The sequence below is a fragment of the Micromonospora sp. CMU55-4 genome, assembly GCF_011602315.1.
Classification (GTDB): Bacteria; Actinomycetota; Actinomycetes; order Mycobacteriales; family Micromonosporaceae; genus Micromonospora; species Micromonospora chalcea.
In genome coordinates, this window is the sequence record NZ_JAAOLH010000014.1 from 1 (window position 1) to 19,924 (window position 19,924).

Below are 19,924 nucleotides of genomic sequence, written 5' to 3' on the forward strand. Positions count from 1 at the left end.
TTTTTTTTTCAGGCGGAAGCCGCCTTCCGGTTTTTCTGATTTTGACGGGTGTTCGGCCGTGTGCTTTCCCGTTCTGTGGCCTCCCCGCCCGACCGGTGTACGCCGGGACAGCCGTCGTGCTCGCCGTGCTCGGCACGGTGCCAGGGCTGCTGCTCGGCTGGCGGGCGGCCCGGCTGATCGGGCCGTGGCGACCGCCGTACGAGCCGCCGTACCCGCCGGCGGTCCCGGTGGACCGCTCGCGGCCCGGCTGACCCGGCGTCAGGGCAGGCCGATGAGGTCCGCCATCAGGCCGATCTGGTGGTCGAAGTACTCGTCGCGGTGTGGCAGCGCCCGGTTGATCCGGCCGAACAGCTCGAAGCTGATCAGCCCGAACAGCTGGGTCCAGCCGGCCATGCCGCGGGCCAGCAGCGCGGGCGGTACGTCCATGCCGATCTGCTCGACCAGTTCGGCCACGTCGCCGCGCAGCGGCTCGGGCAGTTCCTGGTCGGGCGGGGCGAGCCGGCCGGTGGCCAGCCCGTCGCGCAGGATGCCGATCAGCGTCAGCGGTGGACGCTGGGCCGGCACGATGGTCTCGTCGGGGGCCGCGTACCCGGGCACCGGGCTGCCATAGAGCAGCGCGTACTCGGCGGGGTGGGCCAGCGCCCAGGCGCGCGCGGCCCGGCAGGCGGCGAGCCAGCGTCCGCGCAGGTCGGCCTGGTCGGCGGCGGCGTCGGCCGCCTCCACCGCGTCGCCGAGCGCGTCGTACGCCTCCAGGATCAGCGCGGTGAGCAGGTCGTCTCGGCTGGGGAAGTAGCGGTAGATCGCCGAGGAGACCATGCCGAGGTCCCGGGCGACCGCGCGCAGCGAGAGGTTCGCGCCGTCGGTGTCCAGGTGGCGGCGGGCCACCGTCTTGATCTCTTCGATCATCCCGGCGCGGACCCGGGCGCGCAGTGAGGGAGCGACCATGCCCTCACTCTGCCACGGATGAGAGCAGCAATCAAAAGAGAGAGCACTGCTCTTGACGTCGACCTGCATTTGAGTCATGCTCTGTTTCGAGAGCGGTGCTCTCGCTTCGGACAACTGCTTCAGAAAAGGTGGATCTGTCATGGCCCTGCATGTGATCGTCGGCGCCGGCCCCGTCGGCACCGCCACCGCCGACCTGCTCGCCGAGCGCGGCGAGCAGGTACGGATGGTCACCCGGCGCGGCACCGGCCCGGAACACCCGGCGGTCGAACTGGTGGCCGCCGACGCCGCCGACGCGGACCGGCTCACCGAGCTGACCAAGGGCGCGGCCGCGCTCTACAACTGCGCCAATCCGGCGTACCACAGGTGGGCGACGGACTGGCCGCCGCTGGCCGCCGCCCTGCTCACCGCCGCGGAGCGCAGCGACGCCGTGCTCGCCACGGTCGGCAACCTCTACGGGTACGGCCCGGTCGACGCCCCGATGACCGAGGCGACCCCGCTCGCCGCCACCGGCGTCAAGGGCCGGGTCCGCAACCGGATGTGGGCCGACGCGCTGGACGCCCACCGCGCCGGCCGGGCCCGGGTCACCGAGGTCCGCGGCTCCGACTACATCGGGCTCGGCGGCAGCTCCCTGCCCATGATGGTGCTGCCCAAGGTGCTCGCCGGGCAGCGGGTGTTCCTGCCTGTCGACTGGGACGCCCCGCACACCTGGACGTACGTGCCGGACGTCGCCCGTACCCTCGTCACCGCCGCGACCGACCCGCGCGCCTGGGGACGGGCCTGGCATGTGCCGAGCCCGCCGCCGGTGCCCATGCGGCACCTGGCCGAGCGGGCGGCGCAGCGGGCGGGCGTCGCGGCGCCACGGCTGGCCCGGATGCCCTACCCGGTGCTCTGGCTGGGCGGCCTGGCCGACCCGTTCGCCCGCGAGATGCGGGAGACCGCGCACCAGTTCGCCGCGCCGTTCGTGATGGACTCCAGCGCCGCCACCACCACGTTCGGGATCGAGGCGACGCCGCTGGACCGCGTCGTCGACGAGATGGTCTCCGGCCTGCGCGCCCCGGCCCCCGCCGCCCGTTAGGGGCGGGGGCGGGACGCCGCCGGGCTCACTCCTGCTCGGCCAGCGGGCGGCCGTCGAAGTCGACGGCCGAGTAGAGGGCGAGCTTCTCCAGGCGGTGGTACGAGTCGATCACCCGGATCGTGCCGCTCTTCGAGCGCATCACGATCGACTGGGTGTACGCGCCACCGGAGCGGTAACGCACTCCGCGCAGCAGGTCGCCGGAGGTGACGCCGGTGGCCACGAAGAAGCAGTTGTCGCCGGTGACCAGGTCGTCGGTGAACAGCACCCGGTCCAGGTCGTGCCCGGCGTCCAGCGCCTTGCGGCGTTCCTCGGCGTCCTTCGGCCAGAGCTTGGCCTGCATCATGCCGCCCATGCACTTCAGCGCGCACGCGGCGGTGATGCCCTCCGGGGTGCCACCGATGCCCATCAGCACGTCCACGTCCGACTCGCCGCGGGCCGCCGCGATGGCCCCGGCGATGTCGCCGTCGGAGATGAACCGGATCCCGGCCCCGGTACGCCGGATCTGCTTGACCAGGTCGTCGTGGCGCGACCGGTCCAGCACGCACACGGTCACCTCGGCGGCGTCGGTGCCCTTGACCTTCGCGATCCGGTGGATGTTCTCGGCCACCCCGGCGTTGATGTCGACCACGTCGGCGTACATCGGGCCGACGGCGAGCTTCTCCATGTAGAAGACGGCGCTCGGGTCGAACATCGCGCCGCGCTCGGCCACCGCGAGCACTGCCAGCGCGTTCGGCATGCCCTTGCTCATCAGCGTGGTGCCGTCGATCGGGTCGACCGCCACGTCCACCTCGGGGCCGGTCCCGTCGCCGACCTCCTCGCCGTTGAACAGCATCGGCGCGTTGTCCTTCTCGCCCTCGCCGATCACCACGACGCCGCGCATCGGGATGGAGTTGATCAGCTTGCGCATGGCGTCGACCGCTGCGCCGTCGCCGCCCTCCTTGTCGCCCCGGCCGACCCAGCGGCCGGCGGCCATCGCCGCGGCCTCGGTCACCCGTACCAGATCGAGGGCGAGGTTGCGGTCGAGATCCTGGGGCGTCCGCGTCCTGGTGGTTGTCATGGCGGCCTCCTCGCGACGTTGCGGGGTGGGACCGGCGGTCGTCGCCGCCGGTTTTGTCGCTGATCCTCACACGATCTCAGGTTCGCGGTCCCGGCGGGGCGGAGGAGGCCAGGATCACGCCTCCCGGCGGGCTGCGACAATGGCCGGGTGGAAGCCGCACAGCCTGCCGACCGCGCACCGACCGACGCCACCCCGCCGGACGGCCAGCCACCGGTCCGACCGGGTGGCGGCCCGACCCCGCCCGAGGGCCAGCCCGCGCTCGTCGCGGAGCAGGGCGAACCGGCCGCCGCGGGGGACACGCCCGCGCCGCCCGCCGGCAAGGAGAAGGCCCGCTCCGAGCGGTCGCCGAAGGACATGGCGCTGTCCCTGCTGATCCTGCTGGTCCCGATCGCGCTGCTGCTCGCCTTCTACCGCGGCTTCCTCGGCGGCGACTCGCCGGTCACCGTCGACCCGGCGCCCGCGCTGGAACAGGCCCGCTCCGCGAACGTCTTCCCGGTCAGCGCGCCGACCGGTCTGGGCGACGACTGGCGTACGGTGAACGCCCGCTTCCGGACCGAGGCCGACGGCTCGACGCTGCGGATCGGGTACGTGACCCCGGAGGGCCGCGGCGCGCAACTCGTGGAGAGCAACGTCCCGGCGGAGAAGCTCCTCCCGGCCGAGCTGAGTGAGGGCCGGCCGCAGGGGGCGGCCGACCTGCCCGACGGGCTGAGCTGGCAGCGCTACACCGCCCGCGGCAACGAGCAGGCGCTCGTCCTGCTGGAGCCGAACCGCACCGTGATCGTGGTCGGCGACGCCGGGGAGACGGAGCTGCGCAGGCTCGCCACGTCACTGCGCTGACGTCCGCCCTCCGGGTGAGGCGGGATTGCGGATCCCCGCTTCCGGGAACAGAAGGGACATCGAGCCCGGACGACCCACCTGGAGAGGTTGACGTGAAGATACGACGCTTCAGCGCCACCGCGTTCGCCGCGGCGCTGCTCATTCCCGGCCTGGCGGCCTGCAACGGCGACGCGACGACCTCCGGCGCCTCCTCGACACCGAGCGCCTCCGGCAGCGTCGCACCGAGCGCCACGGCGTCCAGCAGCGCGGCCAAGCAGGCCCTGCTCGACTCCACGAACGCGATCCGTGAAGGGAACTTCAAGTTCACCATGACCGGCGCGGGCTCCACCGCCGAAGGGCAGGTGCACGAGCCGAGCCAGAGCGCCGACATGCGGATGACCATCGGCGACCCGTCGTCGGACCTGATGATGAAGCTGGACCTGATCCACGCCAAGCCGGACAGCTGGGTCAAGCTGGAGCTGGGCGGCACGGCGGCGACCCAGATCCCCGGCGTGAAGAACCTCAACACCGGCAAGTACCACCACCTCGACCAAAACCGGATCAAGGGCAACCGGGCGCTGGGCTTCGACTTCGAGAAGCTCGACCCGGCCGGCAGCGCCGTGCTCACCCAGGGCATCACCGAGGTACGGCAGACCGGCGAGGGCACGTACGAGGGCACCGTCGACGTGTCCAAGGCCGCCGAGGCGGGCTCGCTCGACCCGGCCGTGATCACCGCGCTCGGCGCGCAGGCCCAGTCCGTGCCGTTCACCGCCAAGGTCGACACGCAGGGCCGGCTCAGCGAGATGGTGCTCAAGATCCCGGCGGCCGGGCAGAACGCCGCACAGGACCTGAAGATCACCTACACCGACTACGGCAACGCGGCGGCGGCCCAGAAGCCCCCGGCCGACCAGGTCGTCGAGGCGCCCGCCGAGCTGTACAACCTGTTCAACTGACCTCCGCGGTGGGGTTCGGCGATCACGCCGGACCCCACCGTCAGTCCTCGGCGCGCTGCCGCGCGGCGTCGATACGGGCGCGCGCGCCGTCCAGCCAGCGCTGGCACACCCCGGCGAGCTGCTCGCCGCGCTCCCAGAGGGCCAGCGACTCCTCCAGCGAGGTGCCGCCGGCCTCCAGCTTCTCCACCACCGAGGCCAGCTCGGCGCGGGCCTGCTCGTAGCTGAGCTGCTCGTCCTTCGTCCCGGTCATCGTCTCTCTTTCCTCAGCCGTCGACGGTGGCGGTCAGCTCGCCCTCGGCGAGGCGTACCCGCAGTGGATCGCCCTTGGCGACCTCGGACGCCGCGCGGACGACGTGGCCGTCGGCGCGCTGCACGATCGCGTAGCCGCGCTCCAGCGTCGCGGCCGGGGACAGCGCGCGCAGCCGGGCCAGCGTGTGCCGCAGGTCGTCGGTGGCCCCCCGCAGCCGGTGCTCCAGGGACCGGCCGGCGCGGTCACGCAGCGCCGACACGTCCACCGCCCGCTGCTCGACCATCACCTGCGGCCGGGCCAGCACCGGACGGGAGCGCAGCAGGTCGATCCGGTGCTGCTCCCGGTCGACCAGGTGACGAACGGCCCGTTCCAGCCGGGACCGGGCCTGCCCGATCAGCCGGACCTCCTCGGTCAGGTCCGGCACGATGCGCTTGGCCGCGTCGGTCGGGGTGGAGGCGCGCACGTCGGCCACGTAGTCCAGCAGCGGCGCGTCGGTCTCGTGGCCGATCGCGCTGACCACCGGCGTGCGGCAGGCGAAGACCGCCCGACACAGCGTCTCGTCGGAGAAGGGCAGCAGATCCTCGATGCCGCCACCGCCCCGGGCGATGACGATCACGTCGACCGCCGGATCGGCGTCGAGCACCTTCAGCGCGCCGACGATGTCCGGCACCGCGCTCGGCCCCTGCACCGCCACGTTGATCGTGCGGAAGTCGACGGCGGGCCAGCGGCGGCGGGCGTTCGTCAGCACGTCCCGCTCGGCCGCCGAGGCGCGGCCGGTGATCAGGCCGACCCGGCCCGGCAGGAACGGCAGCCGCCGCTTGCGGGACCGGTCGAACAGGCCTTCGGCGGCGAGCAGCTTCTTGAGCTTCTCCAGCCGGGCCAGCAGTTCACCGAGGCCGACCTGGCGGATCTCGTCGGCGCGCAGGCTGAGCGTGCCCCGCGCGGCGTAGAACTCGGGCTTGGCGTGCAGCACCACCCGGGCGCCCTCGCGCAGCTCCGGCGCGCCGGCGTCCAGCACGTCGCGGTTCGTGGTGACGGTGAGGCTCAGATCGGCCGACGGGTCGCGCAGCGTGAGGAAGACGGTGCTCGCGCCGGGACGGCGGCTGATCTGCGCCACCTGGCCGTCGACCCACACCCAGCCGAGGCGGGCGATCCAGGCGCCGACCTTCTGGCTGACCACCCGGACCGGCCACGGCTCCTCGGCCGTGCTCCGCCCGTCCGGCTTGCTCTGCCCGTCCGGCCTGCTCCGCCCGTCCGGCCTGCTCTGCCCGTCCTCTCCCGCGCTCACCAGCCCACCCTACGGCCCGGGACCGACAGCGCCCGCGCGCGCCTCGCGGCCGCTGCCGCGCGGGAGAGCGCCACGTACGATGGGCGGGTGACTGACGCTGAGACGACTCCCCGGACCGGCAAGCGCGTGCTCCTGGCCAACCCCCGCGGCTACTGCGCGGGCGTGGACCGGGCGGTGCAGACCGTCGAGGAGGCGCTGAAGCTCTACGGCGCGCCGATCTACGTGCGTAAGCAGATCGTGCACAACAAGCACGTGGTGCGCACGCTGGAGGCCCAGGGCGCGATCTTCGTGGAGGAGAACGAGGAGGTGCCGGAGGGCGCCACCGTCATCTTCTCCGCCCACGGCGTCGCCCCCGAGGTGTACGAGCAGGCCAAGGAGCGCTCGCTGCGGGCGATCGACGCCACCTGCCCGCTGGTCACGAAGGTGCACCACGAGGCCCGGCGGTTCGCCGCGCAGGACTACGACATCCTGCTCATCGGGCACGAGGGGCACGAGGAGGTCATCGGCACCGCCGGTGAGGCGCCCGCCCACATCCAGCTCGTCGACGGCCCCGACGGCGTCGACAAGGTCACCGTGCGCGACCCGGAGAAGGTGGTCTGGCTGTCCCAGACCACGCTGTCGGTGGACGAGACGCTGGAGACCGTGGCCCGGCTCAAGAAGCGCCTGCCGCTGCTCCAGTCGCCGCCCAGCGACGACATCTGCTACGCCACCTCCAACCGCCAGCACGTGGTCAAGGAGATCGCCCCCGAGTGCGACGTGGTGATCGTGGTCGGCTCGCGCAACTCCTCGAACTCGGTCCGGCTGGTCGAGGTGGCGCTGGACGCCGGCGCCCGCGCCGGGCACCTGGTCGACTTCGCGCACGAGATCGACGACGCCTGGCTGGCCGGGGCGAGCACTGTAGGTGTGACCTCCGGCGCGAGCGTCCCGGACGAGCTGGTCCAGCAGGTGCTCGCGCACCTGGCCGAGCGCGGCTTCGGCGACGTCGAGGAGATCACCACCGCCGACGAGCGGCTGACGTTCTCGCTGCCGCAGGAACTCAAGCGCGACATGAAGGCCGCCGCCGCGGCGCGCGGCTGACGGGAACGCAACGGCCGTCCGCCGCGTCCAACCGACCATGAAGACTCCTCGTACGGTGCTCGTCGCACTGCTCGCCGGCCTCGCGCTGACCGCCTGCGCCGCACCCGGCGACGGGTCCGCCGATCCCAGCCCCAGCCCGAGTACGACGGGAGCCGCCCCGGTGACCAGCCAGCCCGATCCCGGCACCGGCCCGAGCCGGCCGGACCCCTCCTGGAAGGGCGGCCCGTCGACGCCGCCGGGCGTCGGCGGCACCGTCATCACCGGAACCGTGCAGGCCGGGGTCGAGCCGAACTGCCTGCTGCTCGACGGCCACCTGCTCGTCGGCGGCCCCCGCGACGTGCTCAAGGCCGGCGCCCGGGTCGAGGTCACCGGCCGTCCCGAACCGGGCATGATGACCACCTGTCAGCAGGGCACCCCGTTCGTGGTCGAGTCCGCCCGCCCCGCCTGACGACACGAAAGAGCCCCGCCCCCTGCGAGAGGGGACGGGGCTCCGTCGTGTCAGCGGATCAGTTGACCGCGAGAACCTCCACCGAACCGCGGCCGACGACCGCGCCCTCGGTGGTGGTCACGGCCATGTCGCCGTACAGCTCCCGGCCGGCGGCCGGGGTGGACAGGGCGGTCACCGAACCCGTGAGGGTGGCGGTGGCGCCGTTGGCCAGCGACAGCGGCGTGGACGACGCGGAGAGCGTGCCCAGCTCCGGGGAGGCGAACGAGTCCCGGTAGTCGTACGCGGTGCTCGGGTCGCTCATCGAGTAACCGTCGACCACGACGCGGTAGGTGCCCGGGGTCGGGTTGGTCAGCGTGACCGCCTCCTCCGAGTCACCGTCGGCCGACTGGCCCACCCGGGTGGTGCCCAGGAAGACCGTCAGGTCCAGGTCGGCGCTCAGGTCGGACGGGTTGCCGATCCGCGCGGTGAACGAGGTGGCGCCCGCCGGCACCTCCACCAGGTACTCCTGGCTCGCGCCCTGGGTGATGCTGGGCCGCTCGGACCGGACGCTCGCCAGCGGACCGCCGACGCCGGTCACCTGGACCGGACCGAACGCGTTGGTCAGCTTCCAGCTCACCGGAGCCGGCGTACCGGCGGTGACCGACGGGAGCTGCACCACGGCCGGCTCCACCTTCACGCCCTGCACGCGGGCCTGCAGCCGGAACGGGTTGTCCAGCGCCGGCGAGGTGCGGCGCGCCTCCACCTCGATCTCCCACACACCCGGGATCGGGTTCTGGTAGTCCCGCTCCTGCGGCTTGCAGACCGCGGCGTCGGAGAAGTTGGTGTAGCAGGCGGTGCTGGCGGTGCTCTCGACCGGCACGCCGTACGGGTTGATGGCGATGAAGCGGGTCTGCGAGCCGGTCGCGATGCCGGACAGGTTGACCTGCAGCGCGCCCGCGCCCGGCGGGACGGTCACGAAGTACGACCGGAAGTTGTTCCGCTCGACCGAGCCCTCGGCCGAGAAGGAGTACGCCGGAGCGGACACCGGGTTCGAGGCGACCACGACGGTGGCGACCTCGAAGTCGACCACGTTGGTGGCCGGGTCGTCGACGGTCATGATGGCGCCGTGCGCGCCGGCCGTCATCGGCTTGGCCTTCACCTTGACCGTGACGGTCTTGTTCAGCGGCAGCCAGACCACCTTGGGGGCGGAGTAGGTGCCGTCGTTGCCGCGGAACGCGACCTCGTGCTTGATGCCCTTGTTCGGGCCGCTGGTCCGGGTCAGCTTGACCTCGTAGTGGCGGCTCTCCTTGACCTTCTGGCCACCACGGTCGGCGGCGCAGCGGTTGTAGAGGCCGGTGCCGACGTTCGGGTTCGGCACGAACGTGCCGGAGGCCCGGTCGTAGCGGGTCAGGTTCGGCGACAGCTCGGTGCAGACCGGCGCCTCGGAGGTGTACGTGCGGGTCGGCACGCCCTTGGCGAGCAGGCTCCACGCGCCCGGCACGTTGAACATGCCGTAGCCCTGCGCGTACGTCGGGACGCCGGCGATCGGCTGGGCCGAGGTGTAGACGGCCCGGCGCAGCGCGGCCGGGGTGACGCCCTTGCCGGTCGCCTTGGCGGCCGACAGCAGCAGCGCGGCGGCGCCGGTGGCCTGCGGTGCGGCCATCGAGGTGCCGTTGAGCATCTGGTAGCCCGGGGGCAGCGGGTAGCCCGCCTCCGGCACCGGGTTGCCCGGCTGCCAGGTCGGCGCGGTGGAGATGGCCGAGCCGGGGGCGGCGATGTTCGGCTTGAAGCCGCCGTCCTCACGCGGGCCGCGCGACGAGAAGTTGAACAGCGCGTTGTCCTTGCGGACCACCGAGCCGTAGTTGGCCAGCCAGGTGTCCTTGCTGACGCTCGCCGCGACGCTCACCACGTCGGTGGCCACTGACGGGTCGCCGACGGTGTTCAGGCCCGGGCCGGAGTTGCCGGCCGAGATGAACAGCTGCACGCCGTAGGTGTTGATCAGGTCGTTGTAGAGGACCGCGCGGGCGTTCGAGCCGTCGTTGAGCGCGGGCAGACCGCCGATCGACATGTTCACCACGTCGACCTTGCGGTTGATGACCAGGTCGGCCATGCCGGTGGTGAGCGCCGCCGCGGTGCAGCCGCCACCCCACGAGCAGGCGCGGGCGGAGACCAGCTTGGCACCCGGGGCGGCGCCGTCGAAGGCGCTGTTGCCGAGCATGTCGTTGGCGGCGGTGATGCCGGCGACGTGGGTGCCGTGGGTGCTCTCGATGATGCCGATGTTGACGTAGTCGACCAGGCCCGGGCCGCCGGCCGGCGTGGTGTCCACGTTGCGCCGGTACTCGACGACGAACGGGATCTGCTCGCGTACCGCGGTGGCCGGGTTGTCCGTGCCGAAGTGGCCGACCTGGAACTTCTCCTTGTACGGCCGCATCACCTCGTCGTCGGTGAAGTCGTTGTTCTGGTTCGCGTCGACGCGGACGTCACCGTTGGCGGGGTTGTAGAGCACGCCCCAGAAGTCGGTGGTGTCGCCGTCGCGGTTGAGGTCGCCGCGCGCGTCGCTGTTCGCGGTGATGTTCTCGCGGAACACGTTGAACCGGTAGTTGCCGGCCGGCGCGGTCCAGGTGCCCAGCGAGGTGGTGAACGTCGGGCCGCTGACCTCGGTCAGCATCGGTCGCCAGGAGGCGTCCTCCAGCGGGTCGGTGGCGGTGACCCAGTCGACGATCTTGCGCTCGCCGGTGGTGGTCGTCTGCAGCGCCGGCTGGTCGAGGTCCACACCGGAGTCCATGATGCCGATGGTGACGCCGCGGCCGTCCCACTGCGGGTTCGCGGCCTTGAAGGCCTCCGCGCCGGTCTCGTTCGTCGGCATGTACGGGTTCACCGCACCGGTGTCACCGCCCGGCCCGGCGAGCGTCTGGGCCTGCGCGGCGGTCTTCGCGCCCTTCGGGGCCGCCTCCGGCGCCGGGTCGGGGAGCTTGATGGTCTCGTCGAGGTCGACGGCGGCGACACCGGGCAGCGTGGCGGCCTTGAGCGCCTTGTCGGTGGGGACCTTCGCCAGCACGTAGCCGATCTGGTCGTACCGCTGGCTGACGGTCGCGCCCAGGCCGGTCAGGCCGTCAACGACCTTCTTGGCCGATCCCTTCTTGGCCGCGATGATCATCGTGACGGTCGGCGCGTTCTTCGCCTCGGCCTCGTCGAGCAGCTTGGCGTCGTGTGCGCCCAGTGCCTTCGCGGCGGTCGGCTGCGAGGGTTGCGGGGCGGCGGGGGCGGCGCTCGCGGTGCCGGCGCCACCTCCGACGGTCAGGGCGCCGGCCGCGAGGACCGAGGCCAGGAGCGCGGCGGACGGTCGCCGGCTGCGCGTGCGGGGTTTACTCAACGTTCTCTTCCTCCAGAGAACAGGGCCCCCGAGGGGCAGGGCACGTGTGACGGTGATCCTGCGTGCCAGGACGGCAGGTGTCACTACTCGGCCCAGGTTTGTGATCAGTCCGTGATGGAAATCGGCCTACGTCAACACGTGCGACGTGTTAGGCGTCAACGTCGGTCGACCTCTCGGCCGATGTGGACGGCGGACCCAGCAACTCGGGCGCCTGCGGCTGCCTCGGCGCCAGCTCGACCTGCGCCGGGGCGGCCAGCTCGTCGTCGGAGACCCCCAGCTCGGCCAGCTTCCGCGCGCTCACCAGCACCCGGGCCTCAAGCGAACCCACCGCCCGGTTGTACGCCGTCACCGCCCCGCCCAGCGAGCTGCCCAGCTTGCCGACGTGGTCGCCCAGCGTGGACAGCCGCCCGTACAGCTCGCGGGCCAGCGAGTGGACGGTCGCCGCGTTGCGCGCCAGCGCCTCCTGCCGCCACGAGTAGGCCACCGTGCGCAGCAGCGCCACCAGCGTGGCCGGGGTGGCCAGCACCACGTTGCGGGCGAACGCATGCTCCAGCAGCGTCGGGTCGCGTTGCAGGGCCACGTCGAGGAACGGGTCGGCCGGCACGAACAGCACCACGAACTCCGGCGTCTGGTCGAACGCCGACCAGTAGGACTTGGCGGCCAGGCCGTCCACGTGCGCGCGCAGGTGCCGGGCGTGCGCGTCCAGGTGGGTGTCACGCCCCCGCTCGTCGCGTGCCTCCATCGCGGTCAGGTACGCGTCGAACGGCGCCTTCGCGTCCACCACCACCGTCCGGCCGCCGTGCAGCCGGACCACCAGGTCGGGGCGTACCCCCTGGTGGTCGGTAGCGGCGGTGACCTGCTCGCTGAAGTCGCAGTGCTCCAGCATGCCGGCGGCCTCGACGATCCGGCGGAGCTGGTGCTCGCCCCAGCGGCCCCGCACCTGCGGCGCGCGCAACGCGGCCACCAGCTGCTTGGTCTCGGTGCGCAGCTCGCCGGAGACCGCGCTCATGGACCGCACCTGCTCGCGCAGCTCGGCGTACGCGTCGACCCGGTCCCGCTCCAGCTCGGCCACCCGCTGCTCGTAGCGGCGCAGCGTGTCGTGCAGCGGCGCGACCGCGCGGGCCACCGCCTCCTGCGACTGCGCCGTGGCCTCGTAGCTCAGCGCCCGCATGGACTGCTCCAGCCGGCCCTCGCCCGCCTTGGTCGCGGCGAGAGTCGCCTCCAGGCGGGCGATGTCGGCCGCCGCGCGCGCCCGCGCGGCCAGCCAGCCCACCGCGCCGCCCGCGGCGAGGCAGAGCACCACCACGGCCAGCGTCGCAAAGCTCATGGCCAAGAGCTTGCCAAACGGGTACGACGTGCGCCCGGTGGGTACGTTCGAGTCATGGAGTTCGCGTTGTGGCTGTTCCTGATCCTGCTGCTCGGAGGTGCGTTCATGTTCTGGCGGAGGGGGAGCAGATCGCGTCGCTCGAACGAACTGGCCGACGCCCGCGCCGAGGCGCAGCGGTGGTACGAGCGGCTCGGCGGCCAGCTGATGAACCTGCACGGCGACGCCCCGGCGGTCCGGCAGGCGCTCGCCGACGCGGGTGAGCGCTACAACGCGGCCGGTTCCCAGTTGGAGCAGGCGAGCACGCCGCGCCAGTTCGGGCTGGCCCGGGAGACCGCGCTGGAAGGGCTGGCGTACATCCGGGCGGCGCGTACCGCGATGGGCATCGACCCGGGCCCGGAGCTGCCGCCGCTCGCCGCCGCCCAGGGCGCGGGCGCGCTCACCAAGGAGCGGCAGGTCGACGTGCAGGGGCAGACGTTCCGGGCCGGACCGCAGCCGGGCAACGCGACGCCCTACTACTACCCGGGTGGCCGGTTCCAGGGGCGGCCGGTGCCGGCCGGCTGGTACTCCACGCCGTGGTGGAAGACCGCGCTCGGCGCCGGCGTCGGTGTGGTCGGCGGTCTGCTGATCGCCGACGCGCTGTTCTCGCCCGCGTTCGCCGACCCCGGGTACGGCTACGACGCCGGCTACCAGGAGGGCTTCGGCGACGGCCAGGACTTCGGCGACCAGGGCGGAGACATGGGCGGCGGTGGTGACTACGCCGGTGGCGACTTCGGCGGCGGGGACTACGGCGGTGGCGACTTCGGTGGCTTCGGCGGCGGAGATTTCGGCGGTGACTTCGGCGGCGGCGACTTCTAGCCGGCACCGCCGCGCCGGGCGCGGTGCGCCGCGCGTCGGGCGCTGCTCGCGACGCGCCGCGCGCAGGCGTTAAGAAGGGCCCCCTCTTATGCACGAGGCGTTAAGAGGGGGCCCTTCCTTACACCTCAGCCGGTGTTGCGCATGCCGGCGGCGATGCCGTTGACGGTGGTCAGCAGCGCCCGCTCCAGCGCCGTACCGTCGTTCGGGGCACGCCGCCCACCCGGCGCGGTCGCCACCGCCCGCCCGGCCGCACCTGATTCGCGGTACTGCCGCAGCAACGCCACCTGGAGGTGGTGCAGCGGCTCCAGGTAGGTGTCCCGCACGGCGAGCGTGCGCTGCAGCACGGGGGAGTTCTCCAGCAGCGCCGGTGAGCCGGTGACGGCCAGCACCTCCTGCTTGGTCAGCTCGTACTCCTGCTCGATCTTGTCGAAGATCGGGTGCAGCTTCTTCGGCACCAGCGTCTCCACGTACCGCCGGGCGATGGTCAGGTCGGTCTTGGTCAGCATCATCTCGACGTTCGACAGGAACGTGCGGAAGAAGTGCCAGTTCCGGTTCATCTCGGCGAGCACGTCGGCCAGCCCGGCCGCCCGCGCGGCGGCCAGCCCGGAGCCCACGCCGAACCAGCCCGGCACGATCTGCCGGGTCTGCGTCCAGCCGAACACCCACGGGATGGCCCGCAGGCCGGACAGGCCGGCGCCGGTGTTCGGGCGCTTCGCCGGCCGGGAGCCGATGTTCAGCGCGCCGAGCAGCTCGGTCGGCGTGGAGGCCCAGAAGTACGCGGGCAGGTCCGGGTCCTCGACCAGCGACCGGTACGACCGGAACGCCGACTCGGACACCACGTCCATGGCCGCGTCCCAGCGCTCCAGCATCTCGGCCGGCTGCCGGGGCGCGGTGTGCAGCAGCGTCGCCTGAAGCACCGCCGCGACAGTCAGCTCCAGGTTCTCCCGGGCCAGCGCCGGCAGCGTGTACTTGTCGGAGATGACCTCGCCCTGCTCGGTCACCTTGATCGCGCCGTCCAGCGTGCCGTACGGCTGGGCCAGGATCGCGTCGTGCGTGGGACCGCCGCCACGGCCGACGGTGCCGCCCCGGCCGTGGAACAACCGCAGGTGTACGCCGTGCCGCGCGGCCACGTCCCGCAGCGCGCGCTGCGCCCGGTGGATGGACCACTGGCTGGTGGTGATGCCCGCCTCCTTGTTGGAGTCGGAGTAGCCGAGCATCACCTCCTGCACGTCGCCCCGGGCCGCCACGAGCGCCCGGTACGCGGGCAGCGACAGCAGCTCGTCCAGCAGCTCGCCGCCGGCGTTCAGCTCGGCCGGGGTCTCCAGCAGCGGCACGATGCCGATGCGGGCACGGCCGGAGTGCACGTCCACCAGGCCCGCCTCGCGGGCCAGCACCACGGCGGCGAGCACGTCGTCCACGCCGAGCGTCATCGAGATGATGTACGACTCGATCACCTCGGGGCCGAACCGGTCCTGCGCCTCGCGGATGGCCGCGAACACGTCGAACGTCTTGCGGGCCGACTCGGTGAGCGGGCTGTCCTGGGTGGAGAGCGGCCGGCGGCCGGTCAGCTCGTCGGCGAGCAGCTTGGTGCGCTCCAGCCGGGTCAGCGCCGGGTAGTCGGACACCTCGCCGACGGCCTCGTAGAGCTGGGCCAGCACCTCGTGGTGCTTCTCCGCGTGCTCCCGGATGTCCATGGTGGCCAGGTGTAGCCCGAACGCGGACACCGTACGGATGGTCGAGGCGAGCCGCCCGACGGCGGTGAGCTGGCCGGAGTTGCGGGCCAGCGACGCGCGCAGCAGCTCCAGGTCGGCGATCAGCTCGGCCGAGCCCCGGTAGTCGCGCCCCGGCACGTGCGGGGTGTCGGCGCGCAGCCGCTCCCGGGTGTTGGCGAGCTTCGCCTTCACGCACCGCGCCTTGAGCCGGTACGGCTCCTCCGCGTTGACCCGGCGGAACCGGGGCGCCACCTCGGGCAGCGCGTCCAGGTCCTTGGCCAGGCTGGCGGACAGGTCGAGCGACACCGCGCGCAGCCGCCGGGACACGCTGACCTCGGTGATCAGCTCGTCCATCGCCTTCTCGGTGGCGGCGATGCCGTGCTCGTGCTGGATGCGCAGCACCTCGCGGGTGACCACCGGCGTGACGAACGGGTTGCCGTCGCGGTCGCCGCCGATCCAGGTGCCGAAGCTCAGCGGGCGGGACGTCGGTGACGTCTCCACGCCGAGCGTGCGCAGCGTGTCGGCGAGGTCGTCGAGGACCTGCGGCGCGGCCTCGGCGTACAGGTCGCGCAGGTAGTAGATCGCGTTGCGCGCCTCGTCGGTCGGGTCCGGCCGGTCCAGCCGCAGCTCGTCGGTCTGCCACATCAGGTCGAGCAGTTCGGCCAGGCGGCGGTTCGCCGGGCCCTCGTCGCTGGCGCCGTACAGGATCGCGTTCGCGGTCTCGGTGTCCAGCTCGTCGGCGACCGCGCGCAGCTTGGACAGGATGGACCGGCGGGCCGCCTCGGTCGGGTGCGCGGTGAAGACCGGGCGTACGGCCAGCCGGCGGGCCGCGGCGGCGATCTCCTCGGCCGGTACGCCCCGCTCGGCGATCATCTTGGCGGCCTGGTCCAGCCAGCCTCCGTCGGTGGCGCGGCGGCGGCGCAGGTCCCGGGCGCGGTGTACCTGCTCGGTGATGTTCGCCAGGTGGAAGTAGGTGGAGAAGGCACGGGCGAGCTTCGTGCCGGTGGTGACGTCGAGCCCGGCGAGGCGCTGGGCGGCGGCCGGCGCGTCGGAGCGGACCTGGGCGCGGATCTCCTCGACCAGGTCGAGCAGCGGGCGGCCCTCCTGCCGGGCGAGGGTCTGCCCGAGCAGCGTGCCGAGGCGGCGGATGTCGGCCCGGAGAGCGGCGTCGGGGCCGTCGTGGTCGTGCTGGTCGGTCACGGTTGCGCTCCTTACGCGAGGACGAAGGACAGCGCTGTCCGACTCCCCTGGATCGTATCCGCGTACCCCCGGGGGAGAGGAGGGGGACCGCGTGATGATCTGCACTCTGGGACGGCCCGCCGGTCAGCCCCGGTCGACGGCGTGCCGGCCCGGCGCCGGGCGCCGTCGGGCGCGGAACATGGTCGCGGTGAGCAGCCCGGCCAGGCCGGCGACGACCCAGATCAGCAGGCCGGTCAGCGCCCAGCCGCCGCCGCGCCAGTCGAAGTAGATGGCCGACTTGAACAGGTCGGTGGCGAGGCCTGGAACGTTCCAGCGGTGCATGCCGCGCAGGAGCGGCGGCAGGAACTCGGGCGCGTAGATGCCGCCGGACCCGGGGTTGCCGAGCACCACGAGCAGCAGGATCACGATGCCGGTGCCGAGCAGTCCGAGCCAGCCCTGGACGGCGGCGGCGACCATCCCGGCCGCGAACGCGGCGAGCGCACCGACCACCGCCACCGCCGCCACGTGACCGGCGAACACGCCGAGCACCGGTCCGACCAGGATCGCCCCGATGACGCCGAGCAGGATCGCGTGCACCGCGAGCGTGGCGATCCGCAGCCCGGCCCGGCGCAGGTCGCGGGGGCTGGTGCCGAGTGAGATGCCGAGCGCCGTGGACGCCAGGTAGCCGCCCAGCACCACGCCGACGGCCAGGTAGAACGGGACCAGGCCGCGCGGGTCGTCGCCGGAGACCGGCACGTCGTCGGTGACCTGAAGCGGCACCCCGGCCTGCCGGGCCGCCTCGGTGAACACGTCGGTGACGAGTTCGGTGGCGGCGGGCGCTCCGGCGCTGGCGGTGGCGAGCGTCAGGCCGCCGTCCGGGGCGGAGCTGAGCACCGCGTACACCGATCTGTCGGTGAGGCCGTCCTGGGCGGCGCCGCGGCTGTCGTACCCGACGGGTTTGATCGTGTCGGTGCGGGCGCGGACGGCGGACATCACGGCCTGGGCCTGCTGGTCGCCGGTGACGACGGCGACCGGGATGTCGCGCGGGTCGGGCTTGTGCAGCGCGCCGACGTAGGCGGCGATGAACGCGCTGGCCAGCGCCAGGGTGCCGAGGATCAGCGCCGCCGTGCGCGGCAGCCAGTCCCGGGTACGCAGTTCCGGCTCGTCGTCCACGCGCTCAGCCTATTGGCGGCATTTGCCTGGCTGAGGCGGTTTTGTCAGGGCGAAATCCGCTGGTCCGGGCCGATAGCGTCGGGCCATGCAGGCACCCGTCTATCCCCCCAAACCGAAGCCGGGCGACCGCGTCGCGGTCGTCTCACCCTCCGCCGGCCTGCCGGGTCTCTTCCCCCACGTGTACGAGCTGGGGCTGCGCCGGCTCCGCGACGAGCTGGGGCTGGAACCGGTGGAGTACCCGACCACCCGCGTCATGGGCGCCGACCCGCGCGACCGGGCACGTGACCTGATGGCCGCGTTCACCGACCCGACGATCACCGCCGTGCTGGCCACCGTCGGCGGGGACGACCTGATCACTGTCACCCCGTACCTGAACGACGAGGAGCTGTGGGCCAACCCGAAGCCGTACTTCGGCTACTCGGACAACACCAACGTGCTCAACCACCTCTACCGGCTGGATCTCGTCGGCTACCACGGCGGGTCCGTGCTGGTGCACCTCGGGCGCTCCGGCAAGCCGCACCCGCTGACACTCGACTCGCTGCGCGCCGCGCTGTTCACCTCCGGCTGGTACGAGCTGACCGCCGCCCCCGAGTGGGGCGACGAGCCGTGCGACTGGCGCGACCCGGCCACCCTGGCCGAGGAGCCGCCGATGTACCCGTCCGAGGGCTGGCGCTGGCACGGCCCGGCCGAGGTGGTGCAGGGCCGCACGTGGGGCGGCAATCTGGAGATCCTGCACTGGCTGATGGCGACCGACCGCGTTCCGCGCGCGGCCGACCTGGCCGGCTCGGTGCTGGTGCTGGAGACCTCGGAGGAGATGCCGTCCGCGCAGGAGGTCTTCCGGATCGTGCGGAACCTGGGCGAGCGCGGGTTGCTCGCCGGCTTCCCGGCGATCGTGGTGGGCCGGCCCAAGGCGTGGGACTTCGACCGGCCCCACACGGTCGCGGAGCGGCTGGCCTGGGCCGCCGACCAGCGGGCGGCGATCCTGTCGGCTCTTGCCCCCTACGCGGGCGACCCGGTGGTGGTCTTCGACGTCGACCTGGGCCACACCGACCCGCAGCTGATCATCCCGTACGGCGGCGAGATCCGCGTGGACGCGGTGGAGCGACGGATCGCCGTCCGCTACTGACCTCGCACGAACACACCCGCCGCCCGCCGCCCGGCCATGGGTGTCTACGTCCCCGTTTGACACCCACGCCGTTCCACTCACGGATGGAAGTGCCGGTCAGTGGAACGCCGTGGGTGTCTTGGGCCCGTCTTGACACCCGTGCCGTTCCACTCGCTGCTGGCAGCGGTCGGGTGGGCGCAGAGATCTACTGCGCCTCGGCGAGGCGAGCGGTGGGTGTCGGAGAGCGGTGGGCCGCCATCTCGGCTGGGTCAGGCGGCCACGACGGCGAAGGCGCGGACCGGGAACGTGCCCATGCCGGCGACCCGTGGCGGGGCGGCGGTGAACCGGAAGCCGGTCGGCGGCAGCGCGTCCAGGCCGGTCAGGTGCTCCACGATCGGCACCCCGGCGGCCAGCAGACCGGTGTGCGCCGGGCGCTGACCCGCTGCCGCCGGAGTCATGTCGTCGATGTTGATCGAGTCGATGCCGACCAGCGCCGCGCCCGCCTCGGCCAGCCATTGCGCGCCGTCACCGGTCAGGAAGGGCGCCTCCGGCGCGGCGTACCTGTCGGTGCCGAAGTGCGCGTCCCAGCCGGTGTGCAGCAGCACCGCGCACCCGGCCACGTCGTACGGGGCGAGCATCAGCCGGTCCACCGCCCGGGTACCGGCGGGCACGCGTACCACCAGGCCGGGCAGGTCGGCGAGGCGGTCCAGCGGCACCCCGGTCAGGTCCGGGCCGTCGGCGAAGCGGTGCGACGGCGTGTCCACGTACGTGCCGGTGTTGGCGATCATGTCGATCCGGGCGACGTGGAACTCGACGCCCGGCGCGTACCGATTCCGGGACTCCTCCCGGGTCAGCCAGTCGCTGATCGCCGGGCCGGGCCAGCCGGGCAGCGTGACCAGCCCTTCGGCGATCACGTGACTCAGTTCGACGAGCTTCCGCCCACCCGAGGCCGGCACATCGAGGCCCCGTCCGCCCTTGTGCGGCTCCTCGACGACGGTCCGGTTGGTGATCCGCACCTCGCCGACCATGAGCAGCCCGAGGTGCCGGACCAGCAGAGCGGCCACCTCGTCGTCGGTGACGTCCGGGTGCGGCACGTCCAACCGGAACCCGTCCGTGCGCAGGCCACCACCGTTTGCGAAATCCACCTGGGCGTCGAAGACCGCCCGATACTCGACCATCCGCCCACCGCACCACGCCCGGTCACGGCCGGTCAAGATCGAAGATCGGGCGGGCCCGGATCGTCGGTGGAGGGGGATAGGCTCGAACGGTGCACCCCCCGTCCGGCTGGACGCGGGGTCGTCGTCGTGTGTCG

The 19,924-nt window shown here is 72.8% G+C and carries 17 protein-coding genes; 8 read left to right on the top strand and 9 right to left on the bottom strand.

What is annotated here, in order from left to right; translation table 11 throughout:
* The first annotated feature begins 116 nt into the window (after positions 1-116).
* The gene (locus tag HA073_RS30935) at positions 117-251 is read left to right on the top strand and encodes a hypothetical protein (protein ID WP_255481590.1); all 135 of its coding nucleotides are present in this window, start codon (positions 117-119) and stop codon (positions 249-251) included.
* 7 nt (positions 252-258) lie between these two features.
* Here the strand turns inward: HA073_RS30935 and HA073_RS22535 are convergent, their stop codons facing one another.
* A complete protein-coding gene (locus tag HA073_RS22535) occupies positions 259-945 on the bottom strand; it encodes a TetR/AcrR family transcriptional regulator (protein ID WP_113972034.1) in 687 nt (228 codons plus the stop codon).
* A gap of 139 nt (positions 946-1,084) precedes the next feature.
* Between HA073_RS22535 and HA073_RS22540 the strand changes: the two genes are divergently transcribed.
* A complete protein-coding gene (locus tag HA073_RS22540) occupies positions 1,085-2,020 on the top strand; it encodes an NAD-dependent epimerase/dehydratase family protein (RefSeq protein ID WP_166457225.1) in 936 nt (311 codons plus the stop codon).
* Positions 2,021-2,045: 25 nt separating this feature from the next.
* Here the strand turns inward: HA073_RS22540 and glpX are convergent, their stop codons facing one another.
* Positions 2,046-3,077 carry a class II fructose-bisphosphatase gene (gene glpX / locus HA073_RS22545; RefSeq protein ID WP_043326614.1) on the bottom strand — a complete coding sequence of 344 codons (1,032 nt, stop codon included), beginning with the start codon at positions 3,075-3,077 and terminating at the stop codon, positions 2,046-2,048.
* 147 nt (positions 3,078-3,224) lie between these two features.
* Here glpX and HA073_RS22550 point away from each other — a divergent pair, with 147 nt between their 5' ends.
* Positions 3,225-3,914, top strand: coding sequence for a DUF4245 domain-containing protein (locus HA073_RS22550; RefSeq protein ID WP_043326612.1), 690 nt, complete (start codon positions 3,225-3,227; stop codon positions 3,912-3,914).
* A gap of 92 nt (positions 3,915-4,006) precedes the next feature.
* On the top strand, positions 4,007-4,846 hold the full coding sequence (locus HA073_RS22555; protein WP_064447664.1) for a hypothetical protein: 840 nt from the start codon (positions 4,007-4,009) through the stop codon (positions 4,844-4,846).
* A gap of 40 nt (positions 4,847-4,886) precedes the next feature.
* Here HA073_RS22555 and HA073_RS22560 read toward each other — a convergent pair whose 3' ends face one another.
* Together HA073_RS22560 and xseA are read right to left on the bottom strand one after the other, a co-directional pair.
* Entirely contained in the window at positions 4,887-5,096 is a 210-nt protein-coding gene (locus HA073_RS22560; RefSeq protein WP_064447665.1) for an exodeoxyribonuclease VII small subunit, read from the bottom strand.
* Positions 5,097-5,109: 13 nt separating this feature from the next.
* On the bottom strand, positions 5,110-6,276 hold the full coding sequence (gene xseA, locus HA073_RS22565; protein WP_069087478.1) for an exodeoxyribonuclease VII large subunit: 1,167 nt from the start codon (positions 6,274-6,276) through the stop codon (positions 5,110-5,112).
* 195 nt (positions 6,277-6,471) lie between these two features.
* Between xseA and HA073_RS22570 the strand changes: the two genes are divergently transcribed.
* The gene (locus HA073_RS22570) at positions 6,472-7,461 is read left to right on the top strand and encodes a 4-hydroxy-3-methylbut-2-enyl diphosphate reductase (RefSeq protein WP_064447666.1); all 990 of its coding nucleotides are present in this window, start codon (positions 6,472-6,474) and stop codon (positions 7,459-7,461) included.
* Between the two features lie 37 nt (positions 7,462-7,498).
* Positions 7,499-7,909 carry a hypothetical protein gene (locus HA073_RS22575; RefSeq protein ID WP_043326603.1) on the top strand — a complete coding sequence of 137 codons (411 nt, stop codon included), beginning with the start codon at positions 7,499-7,501 and terminating at the stop codon, positions 7,907-7,909.
* A gap of 58 nt (positions 7,910-7,967) precedes the next feature.
* On the opposite strand, the gene HA073_RS22580 is transcribed toward HA073_RS22575, so the two are convergent.
* Positions 7,968-11,261: a S8 family serine peptidase gene (locus tag HA073_RS22580; RefSeq protein WP_043326601.1), complete on the bottom strand. Its 3,294-nt coding sequence runs from the start codon at positions 11,259-11,261 to the stop codon at positions 7,968-7,970.
* 148 nt (positions 11,262-11,409) lie between these two features.
* Positions 11,410-12,588 (bottom strand): DNA recombination protein RmuC, encoded by a 1,179-nt coding sequence (locus HA073_RS22585; protein ID WP_069087409.1) that lies wholly within the window; start codon positions 12,586-12,588, stop codon positions 11,410-11,412.
* 54 nt (positions 12,589-12,642) lie between these two features.
* Here HA073_RS22585 and HA073_RS22590 point away from each other — a divergent pair, with 54 nt between their 5' ends.
* Positions 12,643-13,443 carry a hypothetical protein gene (locus HA073_RS22590; protein WP_043326597.1) on the top strand — a complete coding sequence of 267 codons (801 nt, stop codon included), beginning with the start codon at positions 12,643-12,645 and terminating at the stop codon, positions 13,441-13,443.
* Between the two features lie 125 nt (positions 13,444-13,568).
* Here HA073_RS22590 and ppc read toward each other — a convergent pair whose 3' ends face one another.
* On the bottom strand, positions 13,569-16,355 hold the full coding sequence (gene ppc / locus HA073_RS22595) for a phosphoenolpyruvate carboxylase (protein WP_064447670.1): 2,787 nt from the start codon (positions 16,353-16,355) through the stop codon (positions 13,569-13,571).
* 123 nt (positions 16,356-16,478) lie between these two features.
* Positions 16,479-17,507, bottom strand: coding sequence for a membrane protein (locus tag HA073_RS22600; RefSeq protein ID WP_043326592.1), 1,029 nt, complete (start codon positions 17,505-17,507; stop codon positions 16,479-16,481).
* Positions 17,508-17,592: 85 nt separating this feature from the next.
* Here HA073_RS22600 and HA073_RS22605 point away from each other — a divergent pair, with 85 nt between their 5' ends.
* The gene (locus HA073_RS22605) at positions 17,593-18,633 is read left to right on the top strand and encodes a S66 peptidase family protein (protein ID WP_069087411.1); all 1,041 of its coding nucleotides are present in this window, start codon (positions 17,593-17,595) and stop codon (positions 18,631-18,633) included.
* A gap of 248 nt (positions 18,634-18,881) precedes the next feature.
* Here the strand turns inward: HA073_RS22605 and HA073_RS22610 are convergent, their stop codons facing one another.
* Positions 18,882-19,790 (bottom strand): cyclase family protein, encoded by a 909-nt coding sequence (locus HA073_RS22610; protein ID WP_043326589.1) that lies wholly within the window; start codon positions 19,788-19,790, stop codon positions 18,882-18,884.
* Positions 19,791-19,924: the final 134 nt, after the last annotated feature.